Genomic DNA, 18,970 nt, shown 5'->3' with positions numbered 1-18,970 from the left:
GCCTGCGCAAATTCACCCGTTCGGTAACACATCCATTGCCCCTTCCCAGGAGTCTCACCTGCGAGCGGCACCCTTATGTGGCCGCATATCAGGGGCATTTGGAGCGTTCAGTTGAAAATCGGCATCAAGCGCATCAATCGCGTCACCGTGACGGCCACCGTGACGCTCACCGCCGGTGCGGTGCTCGCGGGCAGTGCCTTCGCCTCCACGGCGCACGCCGCCGCACCGCCGGCTCCGAAGATCGTCGCCAAGGGCGGCTTCGTGATGAACGACGGCACCGGGAAGACCCTCTTCACCAAGTCCGCGGACACCCGCCGGGCCACCGGCTCCACCACGAAGATCATGACGGCGCTGGTCGTGCTGTCGCAGAAGAACGTGAACCTGAAGAGCAAGGTCACGGTCCAGAAGGCCTACAGCGACTACATCGTCTCGAAGAACGCCTCGTCCGCCCGGCTGATCGTCGGCGACAAGGTCACCGTGGGCCAGCTCCTCTACGGCCTGATGCTCCCCTCCGGCTGCGACGCCGCGTACGCCCTGGCCGACAAGTTCGGCTCCGGCAAGACCCGTGCGGCCCGCGTGAAGTCGTTCATCGGCAAGATGAACTCCACGGCGAAGAGCCTCAAGCTGAAGAACACCCGCTTCGACTCGTTCGACGGCATAGGGGGTGGCAACAACTACTCGACCCCCCGTGACCTGACGAAGATCGCCAGCAAGGCGATGAAGAACTCCACGTTCCGCTCGATCGTCAAGACCAAGTCGACGAAGCAGAAGGTGACCACGAAGAGCGGTGGCTACCGCTACATGTCGTGGAGCAACACCAACAAGATGCTCAGCAGCTACAGCGGTGCGATCGGCGTCAAGACCGGCTCCGGTCCGACCGCCAAGTACTGCCTGGTCTTCGCGGCGACCCGCAAGGGCAAGACGGTCATCGGCACGGTGCTCACCTCGTCCTCCGAGGCGAACCGCACCGCCGACGCGAAGAAGCTGATGGATTACGGCTTCAAGAAGTAGCCCGCACGCGTCGTACGTGAAGGGGCCCGGCCCGCACACACCGTGCGGGCCGGGCCCCTTCGTCGTACGTACGGCTACGGCTACGGCTGCCGGCGCCGCAGGTCGGCCGTGAAGGCGTCCCAGGCGGCGGGCGCGAGGACGAGGACGGGTCCGTCGAGGCGCTTGGAGTCGCGGACGGCGACGGCACGGGGGACGTTGCGGGCCACTTCGACGCACTCGCCGTTGCCGCTGCTGTAGCTGGACTTGACGAACTCGAAGTGGGGCACAGCTACAACTCCTTGCGAATACGCCCTATGAGAGCGATGGAATCGCGGGGAGCGAGTCCGCTTCTGGCAATGCGACCGAATGTGACGTTGTGGCGGGCGGCATCCGTCTCACTCTCCAGCCACAGCGTAGACGACGTCGTGTCCATGTAGACCACGTCCATCGCACCGGGTTCAGCGAACGAGACAATGCTAAAAGCGCTGGTCATGCCCGGGTGGGATCCCGCGAGGAACGGGACAACCTGCACCGTGACATTTGGCTCGGCTGCCGCGTCCGCCAGGTGGGCCAGCTGAGCCCGCATCACTTCGCGGCCACCGACCAGTTGGCGCAGGGCCGCCTCGGCGACGATCGCCCACAAAGCCAGCGGGGCACTGTCCGTGAGACGTGCCTGCCGTGCGATCTTCGCTTCGACGAAACGCTCGATCTCATCCGGGTCGTCCCAGTCCGCGTTGCCGACCGCGAGCGCCCTGGCGTAGTCCGGTGTCTGGAGCAGCCCGGGAACGAAAGCCCCCTGCCAGGTCCGGACGCCTGTCGCGATGTCCTCGAGCGCAACGTACTCGACCAGCGAGCGCAGCTCCGGGTACTGGTTCCACCAGCCCTTCGCCTTACGGCGCTCCCGGTCCACCCGGGCGACTTCCAACAGCCGCCCGACGGACTTCGCGTCCTCCAGGCCGTAGAACTCGCAGAGAGTTCGGATGTCCGGGTCCCTCATCGGAACCCATCCCCGCTCCATCTTCACGATCTTCGAGTTGGTCGCGCTGATGACCTGCGCGGCCTGCTGCTGCGTCTTCCCGGACGCGTCCCGCAGGCGCAACAGCTCGCTACCAAGCCTGCGCCCAAGAACAGTTGACGACCGGTTCCCTTGCGGTGTCGCTGGATTCACGGCCCCAGTGTCCCGCTTCCCAGGGCGACACGTCGACCGCTGTCACCCGTTGGAGACAAGTGTCTCCGTTTCACTTGCCCCCACTATCGGAGGTGGCTACTTTCGGTACTCCGCCGCTCGCACAGCGGAGCCAACTCGGCGGAAGTGCACCGCCCTGCCCTGCGCCGGAGCCGAAAGCTCAAGTCCCGGCCCACCGCAGCAGCGACATCGCCACCGCCCACCCCACACCGGAGGCACGCGAGCATGACCGCAGCCCAGGCGATCTCAGCCCTCACCCCCGACCCCGTCCTCCGCGAGGACCGCGTCGACTACACGCCCACCGCGCACAGCGTCGTCCTCAGCCGGCACCGTGCCGCCCGGCTCGTCCTCCAGTGGGGGCACCCCACGCTCGCCGGTGACGCGGCGCTCCTGGTCAGCAAGTTGGCGACCAACGCGTTGCTGCACGGGGCGATCCGGGGGCGGCTCTTCCGGGTCCATCTCACGCTCACCGAGTTCGTCCTACGGGTCGCGGTCAGCGATCCGCGCGGGGAGCGGCTGCCCAGCCTTCGGCGGCCCGATGCCGACGACTGCTACGGGCGCGGGATCCTGATCGTCGCGCAGCTCGCCGATGACTGGGGCGTCGAGCCGCGCACGGTGGGCAAGACCGTGTTCGCCGAACTCGCCGTACGGTGAGGGCCGGACATGCCGGTGGGCCCGTACGCAACAACGTACGGGCCCACCGGACAGAAAACCTACGCCCAGGTGATCAGGCGCTTCGGCTGCTCCAGGATCGCCGCCACATCGGCCAGCACCTTGGAGCCGAGCTCGCCGTCGACCAGTCGGTGGTCGAACGACAGGGCCAGCGTGGTGACCTGACGCGGCTTCACCTTGCCCTTGTGGACCCACGGCTGCAGCTTGATCGCGCCGACCGCCAGGATCGCGGACTCGCCCGGGTTGAGGATCGGCGTGCCCGTGTCGACGCCGAAGACGCCGACGTTGGTGATGGTCACCGTGCCGCCCGCCATCGCGGCCGGGGAGGTCTTGCCGTCCCGGGCCGTGGCGACCAGCTCGCCCAGGGACGCCGCGAGCTGCGGCAGCGTCTGGTCGTGCGCGTCCTTGATGTTCGGCACGATCAGACCGCGCGGGGTGGCCGCCGCGATGCCCAGGTTCACGTAGTGCTTCTGCACGATCTCCTGGTTGGCCTCGTCCCAGGCGGCGTTGACCTCGGGGTTCCGCTTGATCGCTACGAGGAGGGCCTTGGCGATGATGAGGAGCGGATTGACCCGCACCCCCGCCATGTCCTTGTCCTCCTTCAGCTCGGCCACGAGCTTCATCGTGCGTGTCACGTCGACCGTGACGAACTCGGTGACGTGCGGCGCGGTGAACGCGCTGCCGACCATCGCCTGCGCGATGGCCTTGCGGACGCCCTTGACCGGGATACGGGTCTCGCGGGCGGAGCCGGAGACCACCGCCGGCGCCTCGGCGACCGCCGGTGCGGGGGCCGCCGGTACGGGAGCCGGGGCAGCCGCCGGAGCAGTGGCCGGAGCCGCCGCCGCGTGGACGTCCTCGCGGGTGATGATGCCGTCCTTGCCGGTCGGCACCACCGTCGCCAGGTCGATGCCCAGGTCCTTGGCCAGCTTGCGCACCGGCGGCTTGGCGAGCGGACGGCCGCCCTGCGCACCACCCTGGGCCGGCACCACCGGAGCCGGGGCCGCGGCGGCGGGCGCCGCGTGCCCGTTCAGCTCGGCCTGCACCGCCGCCGCGACGGCGGCGGCCTCCGGAGCGGCCGACGCCCCCTTGCGCGGGCGGCGCTTGGTGGAGGACTCGGCGACGCCATAGCCCACCAGGACCGGCGTACGGCCCTTCGGCTCGGCCTCCGCCTCCGGCGTCTCCACCGGCTCCTGGACCGGAGCGGCGGCCGCCGGGGCCGGAGCAGGCGCGTCGCCGCTGCCCGGGGCCACGTCGATCGCGATGATCACCTGGCCGACGTCGACGGTCGTGCCCTCGGGGAAGCGCAGCTCGTGCACCACCCCGTCGAACGGGATCGGCAGCTCGACGGCCGCCTTCGCGGTCTCGACCTCGCACACGACCTGGCCGTCGGTGACGGTGTCGCCGGGCTGGACGAACCACTTGAGGATCTCGGCCTCGGTCAGTCCTTCGCCCACGTCGGGCATCTTGAACTCACGGAAGCGAGCAGACGTTTCGGTCATCGTCGTCACGAACCCTCTCCTCAGAACGCCAGCGAGCGGTCGACGGCGTCGAGCACCCGGTCCAGGCCGGGCAGATACTCGTCCTCCAGCCGGGCCGGCGGGTACGGGACGTGGTAGCCGCCGACCCGCAGCACGGGCGCTTCGAGGTGGTAGAAGCAGCGTTCGGTGATCCGGGCGGCGATCTCCGCGCCGGAGCCGTAGAAGACGGGCGCCTCGTGGACGACCACGACCCGGCCGGTCTTCTCGGCCGACGTCTGGATGGCGTCGAAGTCGATCGGGGACATCGAGCGCAGGTCCAGGACCTCGATCGACTTGCCCTCCTCCTGGGCGGCCGCGGCCGCTTCCAGGCAGACCTTCACCATCGGCCCGTACGCGACGAGCGTGAGGTCGCCGCCCTCGCGGACGGTGACGGCCTTGTGCAGCGGGCCGGGGATGGACTCGGTGTCGACCTCGCCCTTGTCCCAGTAACGCCGCTTGGGCTCGAAGAAGATGATCGGGTCGTCGCTCTGGACGGCCTGCTGCATCATCCAGTAGGCGTCGCTCGCGTTGGACGGCGAGACCACCTTGAGGCCCGCGACATGCGCGAAGAGCGCCTCGGGGGACTCGCTGTGGTGCTCGACCGCGCCGATGCCGCCGCCGTACGGAATGCGCACGACGACCGGCAGCTTGACCTTGCCGAGCGCGCGGGCGTGCATCTTGGCGAGCTGCGTGACGATCTGGTCGTACGCGGGGAAGACGAAGCCGTCGAACTGGATCTCGACGATCGGGCGGTAGCCGCGCAGGGCCAGGCCGATCGCCGTGCCGACGATGCCGGACTCGGCGAGCGGGGTGTCGATCACCCGGTCCTCGCCGAAGTCCTTCTGGAGTCCGTCGGTGATCCGGAAGACGCCGCCGAGCTTGCCGACGTCCTCACCCATGATGAGGACCTTGGGGTCGTTGTCGAGGGCGAGGCGGAGCGACTCGTTGAGCGCTTTCGCGATGGACATCTTTTCCACGGCCATGGCTACTTGCCCTCCTCGGCAGAGTCGGCGAACGATGCCTGGTAGGCGGCGAACTGGGCCCGCTCCTCGTCCACGAGGGAGCTGCCGTCGGCGTAGCCGTGCTCGAACAGGGCCATCGGGTCCGGGTCGGGCATCGCGCGTACCGCTTCCCGTACCCGCTTGCCGAGGGTCTCGCTCTCCTCGTCCAGCGCGGTGAAGAAGGCCTCGTCCGCGAGCTTCTCCTTCTCCAGGTAGGCGCGCAGCCGCAGGATCGGGTCCTTGGCCTCCCAGGCGGCCCGCTCCTCGTCGGCCCGGTACTTCGTCGGGTCGTCGGAGGTGGTGTGGGCGCCCATGCGGTACGTGAACGCCTCGACGAGGGTCGGGCCCTCGCCGCGACGGGCGCGCTCAAGCGCGGAGCGGGTGACGGCGAGACAGGCGAGGACGTCGTTGCCGTCGACGCGGACGCCGGGGAAGCCGTAGCCCTGGGCGCGCTGGTAGAGCGGCACACGGGTCTGGCGCTCGGTGGGCTCGGAGATGGCCCACTGGTTGTTCTGGCAGAAGAACACGACCGGGGCGTTGTAGACCGCGGAGAAGGTGAACGACTCGGCGACATCGCCCTGGCTGGAGGCGCCGTCACCGAAGTACGCGATCACGGCGGAGTCCGCGCCGTCCTTGGCGACGCCCATGGCGTAGCCGGTGGCGTGCAGCGTCTGCGAGCCGATGACGATCGTGTACAGGTGGAAGTTGTTGCTGTTCGGGTCCCAGCCGCCGTGGTTCACCCCGCGGAACATGCCGAGCAGATTGGTCGGGTCGACGCCGCGACACCAGGCGACGCCGTGCTCCCGGTAGGTCGGGAAGACGTAGTCGTCGTCGCGCAGGGCCCGGCCGCTGCCGATCTGGGCGGCCTCCTGGCCGAGCAGCGAGGCCCACAGGCCCAGCTCGCCCTGACGCTGGAGGGCGGTCGCCTCGGCGTCGAAGCGGCGGGTGAGCACCATGTCGCGGAACAGACCGCGCAGCTCGTCGGCGCTCAGGTCGATGCTGTAGTCCGGGTGCTCGACGCGCTCGCCCTCGGGCGTCAGCAGCTGTACGAGCTGGGGCTCGGCACTCTGCGGCTTCTTCGCGGCGCTGGTCCGCTTACTGGCGCGTCGCGGTTTACGCGCGGCGGCAGTGCTCTCCACGGTCACGTGCGTGCTCCTCCGTCGGTCCGGCCCCCGGGGTCTGCCGGGAAACCAGTGCGGCTCGCCTGAATCCGACAGCCGTGCACGGGGTGGGTGCCGGTCGGCCGGGATCAGGCGTGACAGGTGCCCCGGCGAGCGCCCTGTCATAGGCACGTTACCCAGTGCATCGCATAACTGCGAAACCCTATCTGACCTGCGATTTTGCTTGGATTTCCAAGTAAATCGAAAAAATCGCGAAGCTCTGCTGGTCAGGGCACTGGAAACAGCCTTGCAGGCCGCCGGAACAACGGCACGTTATCCCGCGGATCAGCGCCAGGGAAGAGCGGAGGGGAAGCGAGTGTGTGAGACTGCGATCGTGCGCGAAGAAGGAAAAATCACGGTATTTCTGCTCGATGATCACGAGGTCGTCCGGCGTGGCGTCCATGAGCTGCTCGCCTCCGAACCGGACATCGAGGTGGTCGGCGAGGCCGGTACGGCGGCGGACGCCCTGGTGCGGATCCCGGCGACGCGTCCCGATGTGGCGGTGCTCGACGTGCGGCTGCCGGACGGCAGCGGTGTGGAGGTGTGCCGGGAAGTCCGTTCTCAGGACGAGAACATCAAATGCCTGATGCTCACCTCGTACGCCGATGACGAGGCGCTTTTCGACGCGATCATGGCGGGCGCCTCGGGATATGTGCTGAAGGCGATCCGCGGCAATGAACTGCTGAATGCCGTACGGGACGTGGCCGCCGGAAAATCGCTGCTGGACCCGGTGGCGACCGCCCGGGTGCTGGAGCGGCTGCGCGACGGCGGCAACGGCAAGGGCGACGACAAGCTCGCCGGCCTCACCGAGCAGGAGCGCAAGATCCTGGACCTGATCGGCGAGGGGCTGACCAACCGGGTCATCGGGGAGCGTCTGCACCTCGCCGAGAAGACCATCAAGAACTACGTCTCCAGCCTGCTGTCCAAGCTGGGCATGGAACGCCGCTCGCAGGCGGCCGCGTACGTCGCACGGCTCCAGGCCGAGCGCCGCTGAGGCTTCCTCTCCGCCGGGACTTTGGTCCCGTGCCGACCGGGGCAGGCGACTCTTACGCGGCCCCTACGGCCGGGGGACAGTGGAAGCCATGTCCTTCGACGAACTCCCCGCGGCCGGAACGACGCGGCGCGCCGCCACCGGGACGGTCACGCGGATCGCGCCGATCGAGCTGCTCGGCCGGGTCCCGTACGGCCGCCTCGCCACCAGCATGCGGGCCCTGCCGTTCCTGGCGGTGGCCCGGCACATCGTGTGCGACGGCCGCATCCTGCTGCGGATGCACAGCGGCTTCGGCCATCACGAGGCGTGCGACGGAAGCGTCGTCGCGTACGGGGCGGACAACTACAACGACGCGGCATCGGGCGACGGCGGCAATCTGTGGTCGGTGCAGTTCACCGGACCCGCCGAGATCGTGCACCCCGGCCCCGAGCAGGAGGAACTGTTCGGCGCCGCGCCCGTATCCGTCAACGGGGAGCCGTACGCGCCGGCCTATCTGCGGGTCGATCCGCACTTCGTCACCGAACACACCCTGGACTTCTGAGACCTCGGACGCCCTCTAGCGCACCCGTGGGCGTGACCGCAAGTCCGCAAAGCGGCCACGCAGAGTGATCTAACATCTGGTAAGTGCCGCGCTCATATGTCACCCGTCCACCAGTTCCCCCGGTCGGCGAGGTGCTGCGCCGCTACCCGGGCGTGGGCGAGCCGCTCGCCTGCGAGCCGATCACCAAAGGCCTGCTGAACCACGGATACCGCGTCTCCACCACGAGCGGTTCCTACTTTCTCAAGCACCATCTCGACAAGAGGCACCTGGACGACCCGAGCGGCGAACGCGCCGCGATCGTGCGCCAGCACCGCGCCACCCAGCGCCTGCAGTCGCTCGGCGTGCCCGTCGTCCCGCCCCTGGCGGACACCCGGGGCGACACCGTCGCCGTGATCGGCGAACGCTGCTACGCCCTCCACCCCTGGGTCGACGGCCTCCACCGGGTCGGCGCCCAGCTGACGCTCGCCCAGTCCCGCCGGCTCGGAACGCTCCTGGGAACCGTGCACACCGGCCTGGAGCAGGTGATGGCGCCGCGCGACGGCCCGCACCCGGCGAGAGAGCCCGCCCGGCCGGGGCACCGCAGCCCGGACGCCGCCGACACCTTCGCGCTGATCGACGACCTGCTGGCCGCCGCGCGCGGGCAGAGCGGCCGGGACACCCCGCGGGACGCCTTCGACGAACTCGCCGTGCACCGGCTCGTGGAGCGCCGCGCCCTGCTCGAACAGCACGCCCACCGCCGCCCGCCCACCCCGGACGGACCGGCCACGGGATGGGTGCACGGGGACTTCCACCCGCTGAATCTGCTCTACCGGGGCGCCGACCCGGTCGCGATCGTGGACTGGGACCGGCTGGACGTACAGCCTCGCGCCGAGGAGGCGGTTCGGGCGGCGGCGATCTTCTTCGTCCGGCCGGCCGGGGAGCTGGACCTCGCGAAGGTCCGGGCGTACGCCCGCGCGTACCGGCGGGCCGCCGGGGCGGGGGCGGCGGAGCTGGCGGCCGCGGTGCACCGGGTGTGGTGGGAGCGGCTCAACGACTTCTGGATACTCCGCTGGCGCTACCGCCTCGACGACCGCAGGGCCGACCCGCAGTTCCCCGCGGTGTCGGCCCTGGCGGTGTGGTGGACGCGGGAGTACGAGGCGGTGTGCGCGGCCTTCACGGAGTGAGGCGGTGCATCACCGCGTGAGCCCGGCGCGCGCCGCTGGGGCGCACGCCGGGCTCGGGGGTGATGCGGTGGTGCGTTACGGCGTGGTGTTGCCCGCGATCGAGGCGCCGGGCGTGGTGCCCGTACCGCCGTCGTCCCCGCCCGCGCCGCCGTCGTCCCCGCCGGCGCCGCCCGGGGTGCCGGGGTCGGTGCTCGGATCGGTCGGATCGCCGGTGGGCTCGCCGCTGCCGCCCTCGTTGGTGCTGCCGTCCGACGTACCGGCGTCCGTGTCGGTCGGGGTCGGCGACGGGGTGAACGTGGGCTCGCTCGGCGTCGGGTCCGGGGTCCACGGCGGCGGGTTGGGCTGCGTCTGACCGCCCGTCGAGTCGCTCGGCTCCTCCGGCTCCTCGCTCTCCTCCTCGGACGGCTCCTCCGAGGGCTCCTCCTCGGACTGGCTGACCGAGGTGGACGGGGTGACCGGCTTCTTCTTGTTGCCGTCGTCGTCCTGCGCCGCGTTGATGGCGAAGGCGACGCCGGCGCCGATCGCGATCAGCGCGAGCAGGACGAAGAGCCACATCTTGCCGCGCCCGCCGCCGGACCGCCGCCCGCCGCCACCGTCGTAACCCCCGTCGTCCGGGTTGTACGGCGGCAGGATCGGGCCCTGCGAGGTGTCCCCGTGCATCGGGTGGCCCATGGCGCGGGTGGAGCCGGACATCCCGTGCGGCGAGGTCTGGCCGCCCTCGTGCAGCGTGACCGGGCCGGTGTTCCAGGTGCCCGTGTGACCGCCCTGCACCTGGAGCATCTGCAGGCTGTACTGGACGAGCCCGCGCATCTCCTCGGCGCTCTGGAACCGGTCGTCCGGGTCCTTCGCCAGCGAGCGCATCACCATCCCGTCCAGCTCCGGCGGCACCACGTCCGAGACCTCGGACGGCGGCACCGGGATGTCCTGGACGTGCTGGTAGACCACCGAGAGCGGGGTCTCGCCGGTGAACGGGGGCCGCAGCGCCAGCAGCTCGTAGAGCAGGCAGCCGGTGGCGTACAGGTCGGACCGGTGGTCGACGGCCTTGCCGAGCGCCTGCTCGGGGGAGAGGTACTGCGGGGTGCCCATGACCATGCCGGTCTGGGTCATCGTCGACTGCGCGCCGTGCAGCGCGCGGGCGATGCCGAAGTCCATCACCTTGACCGCGCCGGAGTCCGTGATGATCACGTTGGCGGGCTTGATGTCACGGTGCACGATGCCGTGCTGGTGCGAGTACGCCAGGGCCTCCAGCACGCCCGAGACGATGATCAGCGCCTGCTCGGGAGGCGGGGCCTCGGCGGTCAGGAGGAGGTCGCGGATGGTGCGGCCCTCGACCAGCTCCATCACGATGTACGGGACGGTCTGGCCGCCCACGACGTCCTCGCCGGAGTCGTACACGGCGACGATCGCGTGGTGGTTGAGGCCCGCGACGGACTGTGCCTCGCGGGTGAAGCGGGCCTTGGAGACCGGGTCCTCGGCCAGGTCGGAGCGGAGCAGCTTCACCGCGACCGTCCGTCCGAGCCGGACGTCCTCCGCCGCGTAGACCTCCGCCATGCCGCCCCGGCCGAGCCGGTGGGTCATCCGGTAACGTCCGTCACCGACGACGCCGCCGACGCCCCAGGAGTCGGTGCCATCCGAAACTCCGCCGCCGTTTGCTTCGGAATCGGGTGCCATCAGTCCTCGCCGTCGTATCTGTCCGCGCGTCCGCGGGTTCTCACGGTGCCTTGCTGCACTTGCTGCATTGCCACGTCACGCTACAGCCTCCGCCGGACACCCCGGTTCCGCTGCGGCAGGATCATCGGACCGCCCGGCGCGTCCTACACCTGAATTTGATGCGTTTCCTGTAACGCTTCCGAGACGCTTCTTGTGCGTAGGGTCACGGAACGGGCACCCGGCTTGACGTGTCGGACCCCTACGGCAGACTTGGCGCGTAATCGCGTTGTACGGAACCGCGTCGCACGCAATCACGTCAGACAGAAACTGTCAGGCAGAACACCGCGTGCCACCGCGCGCCGCCGAGGGGGATGCAAGTCATGAGCCAGGACGGCGCACAGGGCCGCTACGCGGGCGGGGCGGTCGCGGGCGGCCGCTACCAGCTGCGCGACCTGCTCGGCGAGGGCGGGATGGCGTCCGTCTACCTGGCCTACGACTCCGCCCTGGACCGTCAGGTCGCGATCAAGACCCTGCACACCGAGCTCGGCCGCGAGCAGTCCTTCCGCGAGCGCTTCCGGCGCGAGGCGCAGGCCGTCGCCAAGCTCCAGCACACCAACATCGTCTCCGTCTTCGACACCGGCGAGGACGAGCTCGGCGGTGCGCTGATGCCGTACATCGTCATGGAGTACGTCGAGGGGCAGCCGCTCGGCTCGGTGCTGGCCGCCGACATCCGCGATCACGGCGCGATGCCGGCCGACAAGGCCCTCAAGGTGACGGCGGACGTGCTCGCCGCCCTGGAGACCAGCCACGAGATGGGCCTGGTCCACCGGGACATCAAGCCCGGCAACGTGATGATGACCAAGCGCGGCATCGTCAAGGTCATGGACTTCGGCATCGCCCGTGCCATGCAGTCCGGCGTCACCTCGATGACGCAGACCGGCATGGTCGTCGGCACCCCGCAGTACCTCTCCCCCGAGCAGGCCCTGGGCCGCGGCGTCGACGCCCGGTCCGACCTGTACTCGGTCGGCATCATGCTCTTCCAGCTGCTCACCGGCCGGATCCCGTTCGACGCGGACTCGCCGCTGGCCATCGCGTACGCGCATGTGCAGGAGGAGCCGGTCGCGCCCTCCAGCATCAACCGGTCGGTCACCCCGGCGATGGACGCCCTCGTCGCCCGCGCCCTCAAGAAGAACCCGAACGAGCGCTTCCCGAGCGCCGCCGCGATGCGCGACGAGATCGCCCGGGTGCTGAACGCCTCCGGCGGCCAGACCGGCGCCCCGATGATCGTGGCCGGCGGCGGGCCCGCCAACAGCGGCGCCGGCGTCGGTTCGGCGGTGTTCCCGCCGGTCGACCAGAGCATCTCGGCGCCCCACAGCGTGCAGACGCCGTACCAGCCGCATCCGCACCAGCAGCCCCACCAGCCCGGCCCGTACAGCCAGCCGACCCCGGCGCCCACGCCGAGCTACGGCTACCCGCAGGCGCAGGGCTACCCGACCCCGGGCCCGCTGTCCCAGCAGACCCCGCCGCCGTACTCGATCTCGCCGCAGCACTCCACGGCCGTGGGCACCACCGACCGCGGCGGCGCGAAGCGGAACATGCCGGTCATCGTCGGCTCGATCGTCGTGGCCCTGCTGGCCATCGGCGGCCTGATCACCGCGATCGCCCTCCAGGGCGGCAAGGACGACGAGGCGGGCAAGGGCGGCGAGACGGGCACCGAGCAGGTGGAGGGCTACCGCCCGCCGGAGCGCAACCGGACGATGAAGGACACGGAGTGCTCCGGCGCCTCCGAGGACTCCAACGACCCGAAGAAGGTCCGCGCGCCGAGCTTCATCTACAAGGACATCCTCTCGGCGAAGGCGTGCGCCGCCGCCGCCGGCTGGACGATCAAGGAGATCGAGGAGCCGGGCAACACGTACGCCGACGGCCAGGTCGTCGGCCAGTTCCCGTCCTCCGGTGCGGCGGTCGACGAGCGCGGCGCGCACTTCGAGCTGAAGGTCTCCACCGGCAAGCCCTCCTGAGTCTCCGCCGGTACGTCGGACACCGCCCGGCGGGCGGTGTCCGAAGGTGATCGTTATGCGTCCACGGATCTCGCCGGATCTTCGTCGCGGACCGGTAAGTGGACCGGTAACAGGCCCCTGACTTCCGGATACCGCGTCCGGGATGCCGGATACAGGGGCCCGTGTGACGCTGATCTCATGGCTCCAGGACTTCCGGCCGCATGGCCGTCGAGGTGTGCGGTCTGTCTGCTGGCAGCGGCCGGAGCGGCGCTGGGGCCGTCGGCAGGCTCCGCCCACGGTTCATCGGCGCCCGACGGTCCGCCGTCCGTGACCGCCACGGTCCCCGGGGCGTCGAGCCCCGCCGCCACCGCCTCCGCAGCCCCGGCCTCTCCGCCGCCCGTCCCGTCGGGCTCCACGTCCCCCTCGGCGCTTCCCTCCGCCCTGCCCCTGCCCCTGCCGTCCGGCGTTCCGGGCCCCGGAGCCTCGGGGACCGGCCCGGTACCGTCCTCCCCTGCGGCGACCGGGCGCGACGCGCAGGCCCCCGCCGGGCCCGGGGCCGAGCCGCCGGAACCCTCCTCCTCCGCTTCCGCTTCTCCCGACGTCTCCGGGTCGACCGCTCCGCTGGCCGGGCGCGAGGCCGGGGCCGGGAAGGAGCGCCCCGGGCGTCCGCTGTCGCCGCTGGAACTGGCGCGGGCCGAGGATCCCGTCGAGGAGGACGAGCCCGAGGAGCCCGAGGAGCCGGTCGTGGACGCCGTCGACCTGCCTGTTTCCCCTCCGCCGTCCAGTGCCTTCACCGATCCGGGACAGCGGGCCGGGCAGGCGCTGGACGCCGCGGACGTACGCCGCGTGCAGCAGGTCTCGCTCGGTTCGGGCATCGCCCTGGTCGGTCTGGGGCTCGGCTTCCTCGCGTTCCGTATGCGCCGCCCGAACTGAGCGTCGCGCCCCGGGATCCGTCTCCTGTCGGCGGCCGTCGGGACTTGCCAGGACGAACATACTCGGTATACATACTCAGTATGTCCATTCGCCACGGCCTGCTGGCCCTGCTGGAGCGCGGCCCGCGTTACGGGTCCCGGCTCCGCACCGAGTTCGAGTCGCGCACCGGCTCCACCTGGCCCCTGAACGTCGGGCAGGTCTACACGACGCTCAGCCGCCTGGAACGCGACGGCATGATCGTCCAGGACGGTACGGACGACGCCGGGCACGACCTCTACGCGATCACCGACGACGGCCGCGCCGAGCTGCGCACCTGGTTCGAGACGCCCGTGGACCGCACCAGTCCGCCCCGCGACGAGCTGGCCATCAAGCTCGCCATGGCCGTCGGCGCTCCGGGCGTCGACATCCGCGACGTCATCCAGTCCCAGCGCCACCACACGCTCAAGGCGATGCAGGACTACACCCGGCTCAAGGCCCAGGCCCTGGCCGACGTCCCGGCCAACCGGGACGAGGTCGCCTGGCTGCTCGTCGTGGAGCAGCTGATCTTCCAGGCGGAGGCCGAGGCCCGCTGGCTCGACCACTGCGAGTCCCGGCTCGTCCGCCTCGCCGAGGCCGCCGCCGTCGAGCCCACCGACGAGCCCGGCCCCGCGGCCACCCGCGGTCCGGCCCGCTCGCTGGCCGGCCGCACCCGCTCCCAGCGCTGACGCGCCCCGCGCACAGCTCGGCGGGGGCCGGTTCGCCGTCACCCGCAGCCCGGGCGATGCCCGTACCGCCGTCGCCCGTACCGCGTGATGCCGGTGCCGGTCCCGACGCCGCCGCCCACACCTGACCCAGTCCGTTCCTAGGGGGGAACCACCCGTCATGCCCTCGTCCGCCACACCTCCGCCCCCGCCGTCCTCCGGGACGACCGGCGGCAGCCCCGTACTCGAACTGCGGGCGCTGACCCGTACCCACGGCTCCGGCATCGCCGAGGTGCACGCCCTGCGCGGCATCCACCTCTCCGTGCACCCGGGCGAGCTGGTCGCCGTGATGGGCCCCTCCGGCTCCGGCAAGTCCACCCTGCTGACCCTGGCCGGCGGGCTCGACACCGCCACCAGCGGCCAGGTGGTCATCGAGGGCCAGGACATCGCCGCCCTCGGCCCCAAGGGGATGGCCGCCCTGCGCCGCCGCAGCGTCGGCTACGTCTTCCAGGACTACAACCTCATCCCCGCCCTGACCGCCGCCGAGAACATCGCGCTGCCCCGCGAACTCGACGGCGTCTCCGTGCGCAAGGCCCGCAAGGAGGCCCTCGCCGCGCTGGCAGAGATGAAGCTGGCGGAGATCGCCGACCGCTTCCCCGACGAGATGTCCGGCGGCCAGCAGCAGCGCGTCGCCATCGCCCGCGCCCTCGTCGGCGACCGGCGCCTCGTGCTCGCCGACGAGCCGACCGGAGCACTCGACTCCGAGACCGGCGAGTCCGTCCTCGCCCTGCTGCGCACCCGCTGCGACCAGGGCGCGGCCGGCGTCATGGTCACCCATGAGCCCCGTTACGCGGCCTGGGCCGACCGGGTCGTCTTCCTCCGCGACGGCTCGATCGTCGACCAGACGCTCACCACCGGAGCCGACTCCCTCCTCTCCGCCGGAACCGCCGAGGCCGCCACGTGAACCCCCTTCCCGGTTGGCGCGCCGCCTTCCGCATAGCCCGGCGCGACGCCGCACGGGCCAAGGGCCGCAGCGCCCTGGTCGTCGCGATGATCGCCCTGCCGGTCCTCGGTGTGACCGCCGCCGACCTCACCTACCGCAGCGCCCTGCCCACCAGGGCCGAGGAGCTGACGGCCGAGCTGGGCTCGGCCGACGCCCGGTTCACGGCCACGAACATGGGCCCGATGAAGCTTCAGCAGATGCCCGACGGCATCAGCTGGAACCCGGCCGACGAAACCGCCGACCCCACGCCCGAGGAGCAGGCGAGGCCGGTCGACGTGACCGCGACCTTCCCCGAGGGCTCGCGTCACCTCACCGAGCGGAGCGTGCCCGCGTCGGTGACCACCCGCCACGGCATCACCGACACCGAGATCACCGAACTGCGCATCGGCGACCCGATGCTGCGCGGCCGCATCGAACTGACCGACGGAAGCTTCCCCCGGGCCGCGGACGAGATCGCGGCGACCGCGAAGTTCATCGAGTCGTCCGGGCTGTCCATCGGCGACCGCATCACCGTGCGCGGCCCCGACCGGACCTACACGCTCACCGGCGCCGTCGAGCTCCCCGCCGACCTGCGGGCCGACTCCCTCTACGCGCTCCCCGGCTCGGTCATCGCCCCCTGGCAGAAGACCGCCGACGGCGACAAGAGCGTCCTGCCGCCCCAGGCGACCGACCCGAAGTGGCTGGTCCAGGTCCCGTCCGGAGCGGGCGTGACCTGGCAGGACATCCTCGCCGCCAACGAGAAGGGCGTGGTGGTCACGTCCCGCCAGGTCGTCCTGAATCCGCCGCCGGACTCCGAGGTCCCGATGGCGTCCATGATGGGCGACTCGTTCGACACGGACACGGAACTGACCGCGGCGGCTCTCACGGTGACCGCCATGGCTCTCCTGGAGATCGTGCTGCTGGCCGGACCGGCGTTCGCCGTGGGCGCCCGCCGCTCGCGCCGCCAGCTGGGCCTGGTCGGTTCGTGCGGCGGCAGCCGGGGCCAGGTCCGGGCCGTGGTGCTCGCGGGCGGCGCGGTGCTCGGCGGGGTCGGCGCGGTGGCCGGGGTCGGCGCCGGGTTCGGCCTGACCGCCCTGTTCCGCCCGCTGATCGAGGACTACACGGGCAACCGCTTCGGCGAACTGACCGTACGGCCCTGGGAGATCCTCGGCATCGCCGTGCTCGGCCTGGTCACCGGTGTCCTCGCCGCGCTCGCCCCGGCAATCGTCGCGGGCCGCCAGTCGGTCCTGGAGTCGCTCACCGGCCGGCGCGGCATCCGCCGCAGCTCCCGGGTGCTGCCCGTCATCGGGGTCATCGCGCTCACGGCCGGCGTCGCGATCGCGGTCTACGGCGGGATCAACGGCAGCACCAATCTCGTCGCCGGTGGATCCGTCCTCGCCGAACTGGGCGTCCTGTGCTGCATCCCGGTGATCGTCGGCCTCCTCGGCCGGCTCGGCCGACGGCTCCCGCTGACGCCCCGGATCGCGCTGCGCGACGCGGCCCGCAACCGAGGCCGTACCGCACCCGCCGTCGCCGCCGTGATGGCGGCCGTCGCGGGCAGCATCGCCATCGCCACGTACACCAGCAGCAACGCCGCCGAGCAGGAGTACGACTTCGTGCCCAACATGACGCCGGGCACCGTCGCGCTGATGGATTCCGGCGGCAGCGGCGGCACCGCCGATCTGGCGGTCTCCCGGACCGCCGTCGAGCAGAACTTCCCGGTCGGCGGCGGGCGCGCCGACATCGGGCGGGTCTGGGCCGGCAGCGACTGCATGGACTACTACGAGGAGGACGGTGCCGGCTGCGGCACCCTCGAACTCGTCAAGCCCACCGGCAAGGGCCACTCCTGCCCGCTGAAGGGCAAGGGCGCCAAGGAGCTGGCCCTGCGGATCTCGGCCGACGAGCACAAGCGGCTGATGAACTCCCCGGCCTGCATGGACGAGAACTACACGATGGTCGCGTTCGGCACCGACGAGCACAAGATCGTCATCGGGGGCGCGGACGTGCTCTCCTCGTACGTGAAGCTCGACGACCCGGCGGCGGCGAAGGCCCTGGCCGAAGGCACACCCGTCCTGCTGAACTCGGCGTACGCGAAGAACGGCGAGGTCACCCTCAAGGCCGCGCACATCTACAACGACCGCGACAAGAAGAACCGGGCCCTGCACCCCGGCAGGGCCCGCACCACCACGGAACAGCTGAAGGTGTACGTCGCGGAGGACCGCTTCGCGGCGACGCCGGGCATCCGGATGGTCATGCCGAAGCAGACCGCCGAGCGGCTCGGCCTGTATGTCGAGGACCACGGCAGCTTCTACCCGCTCACCCGCGAACCCACGGACGCCGAACACCAGGCGGCCTACTCCGCGCTCCAGCGGGCCGGTGACCACGGGTACCTCATGACCTCGAACGAGCGGAACCGGACGGAGGACGACACGATCCTGCTGATCCTCGCCCTCTTCGCCGGTGTGGTGACCCTGGGCGCCGCGGCCATCACGACCGGGCTGTCCAAGGCCGACGCGGAGGCCGACCTCACCACGCTCAGCGCGGTGGGCGCGCCCCCGGGCGTACGGCGTTCGCTGTCCGGCTTCCAGTGCCTGGTCGTCGCCCTGACCGGCGTACTCCTGGGAACGGCGGCGGGGCTCGTGCCCGCGGTCGCCCTGCGCCTGACCGACCTGCGCGCGGCGCTGGAAGACATGCGGCAGGACCCGATGGAGTCGGCGTACACACCGATCGTGATGCCGTGGGAGACCATCGGGCTGCTGGCCCTGGTCGTCCCGGTGCTCGCCGGACTGCTGGCCGCCGCCCTGACCAGCTCCCGGCTGACGCTGGCCCGGCGCGCGGGCTGAACGGCCCTTCCGGCGCTCCCGGAAGGGATCCGGTGCCCCCGAGGACGGTGGATCATCCGTTTTCGGGGGCACCACCGTGGGGTACGGCATGTGTGCGAGACAATGGCGGCATGGAAATGCCGAGGAATGACCGGTCGCAGGAGCACCCGCAGGTCCTTGTCGTGGGCCAGGACGGAATGGCTATCGGCGGCGGTGCCAGTGACGACGAGTCGCGCGAGGTCCCGGTGACGGAAATGGTGGAACAGCCCGCGAAGGTCATGCGCATCGGCAGCATGATCAAGCAGCTTCTGGAAGAGGTCAGGGCGGCTCCTCTCGACGAGGCGAGCCGGGTCAGGCTCAAGGAGATCCACGCCAGCTCCGTGAAGGAGCTGGAGGACGGCCTGGCGCCCGAGCTGGTCGAGGAGCTGGAGCGGCTCTCGCTGCCGTTCACCGAGGAGTCGGTGCCCTCCGAGGCCGAGCTGCGGATCGCCCAGGCACAGCTCGTGGGCTGGCTGGAGGGGCTCTTCCACGGCATCCAGACGGCGCTGTTCGCCCAGCAGATGGCGGCCCGCGCCCAGCTGGAGCAGATGCGCCGGGCCCTGCCGCCCGGCATGGGTCACGAGGACGAGGAAGGCGGCGCGGACCCGCACGGCCCGATCCGTTCGGGCCCGTATCTGTAACCCGT

The 18,970-nt window shown here is 71.0% G+C and carries 17 protein-coding genes; 11 read left to right on the top strand and 6 right to left on the bottom strand.

Annotated elements, in window-relative coordinates; translation table 11 throughout:
• The first annotated feature begins 111 nt into the window (after window positions 1-111).
• Complete coding sequence (locus tag G3I54_RS31615; protein WP_164619662.1) at window positions 112-1,011, top strand: D-alanyl-D-alanine carboxypeptidase; 900 nt, start codon at window positions 112-114, stop codon at window positions 1,009-1,011.
• Between the two features lie 80 nt (window positions 1,012-1,091).
• On the opposite strand, the gene G3I54_RS31610 is transcribed toward G3I54_RS31615, so the two are convergent.
• Window positions 1,092-1,277, bottom strand: coding sequence for a DUF397 domain-containing protein (locus G3I54_RS31610; RefSeq protein WP_164619660.1), 186 nt, complete (start codon window positions 1,275-1,277; stop codon window positions 1,092-1,094).
• A gap of 2 nt (window positions 1,278-1,279) precedes the next feature.
• Window positions 1,280-2,158: a helix-turn-helix transcriptional regulator gene (locus G3I54_RS31605; RefSeq protein WP_164619658.1), complete on the bottom strand. Its 879-nt coding sequence runs from the start codon at window positions 2,156-2,158 to the stop codon at window positions 1,280-1,282.
• Between the two features lie 243 nt (window positions 2,159-2,401).
• Between G3I54_RS31605 and G3I54_RS31600 the strand changes: the two genes are divergently transcribed.
• Window positions 2,402-2,830 carry an ATP-binding protein gene (locus tag G3I54_RS31600; RefSeq protein WP_164619656.1) on the top strand — a complete coding sequence of 143 codons (429 nt, stop codon included), beginning with the start codon at window positions 2,402-2,404 and terminating at the stop codon, window positions 2,828-2,830.
• 59 nt (window positions 2,831-2,889) lie between these two features.
• Here G3I54_RS31600 and G3I54_RS31595 read toward each other — a convergent pair whose 3' ends face one another.
• The 3 genes from G3I54_RS31595 to pdhA are packed head-to-tail and all read right to left on the bottom strand — an operon-like array spanning window position 2,890 to window position 6,511.
• Window positions 2,890-4,356, bottom strand: a complete 1,467-nt coding sequence (locus tag G3I54_RS31595; protein ID WP_164619654.1) for a dihydrolipoamide acetyltransferase family protein — start codon at window positions 4,354-4,356, stop codon at window positions 2,890-2,892.
• A gap of 11 nt (window positions 4,357-4,367) precedes the next feature.
• The gene (locus tag G3I54_RS31590) at window positions 4,368-5,348 is read right to left on the bottom strand and encodes an alpha-ketoacid dehydrogenase subunit beta (protein WP_137229291.1); all 981 of its coding nucleotides are present in this window, start codon (window positions 5,346-5,348) and stop codon (window positions 4,368-4,370) included.
• Between the two features lie 2 nt (window positions 5,349-5,350).
• A complete protein-coding gene (gene pdhA / locus G3I54_RS31585; RefSeq protein WP_164619651.1) occupies window positions 5,351-6,511 on the bottom strand; it encodes a pyruvate dehydrogenase (acetyl-transferring) E1 component subunit alpha in 1,161 nt (386 codons plus the stop codon).
• Between the two features lie 349 nt (window positions 6,512-6,860).
• On the opposite strand from pdhA, the gene G3I54_RS31580 reads away from it, so the two are divergent.
• The 3 genes from G3I54_RS31580 (at window position 6,861) to G3I54_RS31570 (ending at window position 9,221) form a co-directional block, all read left to right on the top strand.
• Entirely contained in the window at window positions 6,861-7,520 is a 660-nt protein-coding gene (locus G3I54_RS31580) for a response regulator transcription factor (protein ID WP_137229295.1), read from the top strand.
• A gap of 88 nt (window positions 7,521-7,608) precedes the next feature.
• Window positions 7,609-8,058, top strand: coding sequence for a pyridoxamine 5'-phosphate oxidase family protein (locus G3I54_RS31575; protein ID WP_164619649.1), 450 nt, complete (start codon window positions 7,609-7,611; stop codon window positions 8,056-8,058).
• Between the two features lie 131 nt (window positions 8,059-8,189).
• Entirely contained in the window at window positions 8,190-9,221 is a 1,032-nt protein-coding gene (locus G3I54_RS31570) for a phosphotransferase (RefSeq protein WP_164619866.1), read from the top strand.
• A 75-nt stretch (window positions 9,222-9,296) separates the two neighbouring features.
• Here the strand turns inward: G3I54_RS31570 and G3I54_RS31565 are convergent, their stop codons facing one another.
• Window positions 9,297-10,892 carry a protein kinase gene (locus G3I54_RS31565; protein ID WP_164619647.1) on the bottom strand — a complete coding sequence of 532 codons (1,596 nt, stop codon included), beginning with the start codon at window positions 10,890-10,892 and terminating at the stop codon, window positions 9,297-9,299.
• Window positions 10,893-11,251: 359 nt separating this feature from the next.
• On the opposite strand from G3I54_RS31565, the gene G3I54_RS31560 reads away from it, so the two are divergent.
• The 6 genes from G3I54_RS31560 (at window position 11,252) to G3I54_RS31535 (ending at window position 18,965) form a co-directional block, all read left to right on the top strand.
• Window positions 11,252-12,889 carry a protein kinase gene (locus G3I54_RS31560; protein WP_164619645.1) on the top strand — a complete coding sequence of 546 codons (1,638 nt, stop codon included), beginning with the start codon at window positions 11,252-11,254 and terminating at the stop codon, window positions 12,887-12,889.
• A 306-nt stretch (window positions 12,890-13,195) separates the two neighbouring features.
• Complete coding sequence (locus tag G3I54_RS31555) at window positions 13,196-13,801, top strand: hypothetical protein (RefSeq protein ID WP_343240478.1); 606 nt, start codon at window positions 13,196-13,198, stop codon at window positions 13,799-13,801.
• 80 nt (window positions 13,802-13,881) lie between these two features.
• Window positions 13,882-14,505, top strand: coding sequence for a PadR family transcriptional regulator (locus G3I54_RS31550; RefSeq protein ID WP_164619634.1), 624 nt, complete (start codon window positions 13,882-13,884; stop codon window positions 14,503-14,505).
• A gap of 157 nt (window positions 14,506-14,662) precedes the next feature.
• Window positions 14,663-15,445, top strand: a complete 783-nt coding sequence (locus G3I54_RS31545; RefSeq protein ID WP_164619632.1) for an ABC transporter ATP-binding protein — start codon at window positions 14,663-14,665, stop codon at window positions 15,443-15,445.
• The gene (locus G3I54_RS31540) at window positions 15,442-18,306 is read left to right on the top strand and encodes an FtsX-like permease family protein (protein WP_164619630.1); all 2,865 of its coding nucleotides are present in this window, start codon (window positions 15,442-15,444) and stop codon (window positions 18,304-18,306) included. The genes G3I54_RS31545 and G3I54_RS31540 overlap by 4 nt, the downstream gene beginning before the upstream one ends.
• 110 nt (window positions 18,307-18,416) lie before the next feature.
• A complete protein-coding gene (locus tag G3I54_RS31535; RefSeq protein ID WP_073776059.1) occupies window positions 18,417-18,965 on the top strand; it encodes a bacterial proteasome activator family protein in 549 nt (182 codons plus the stop codon).
• Window positions 18,966-18,970 lie beyond the last annotated feature (5 nt).

It is taken from the genome of Streptomyces sp. SID14515 (genome assembly GCF_010548505.1).
Classification (GTDB): domain Bacteria; phylum Actinomycetota; class Actinomycetes; order Streptomycetales; family Streptomycetaceae; genus Streptomyces; species Streptomyces caviscabies.
The sequence above is the reverse complement of the archived record's forward strand: the minus strand, read 5'-3'. Positions and strand labels throughout refer to the sequence as shown.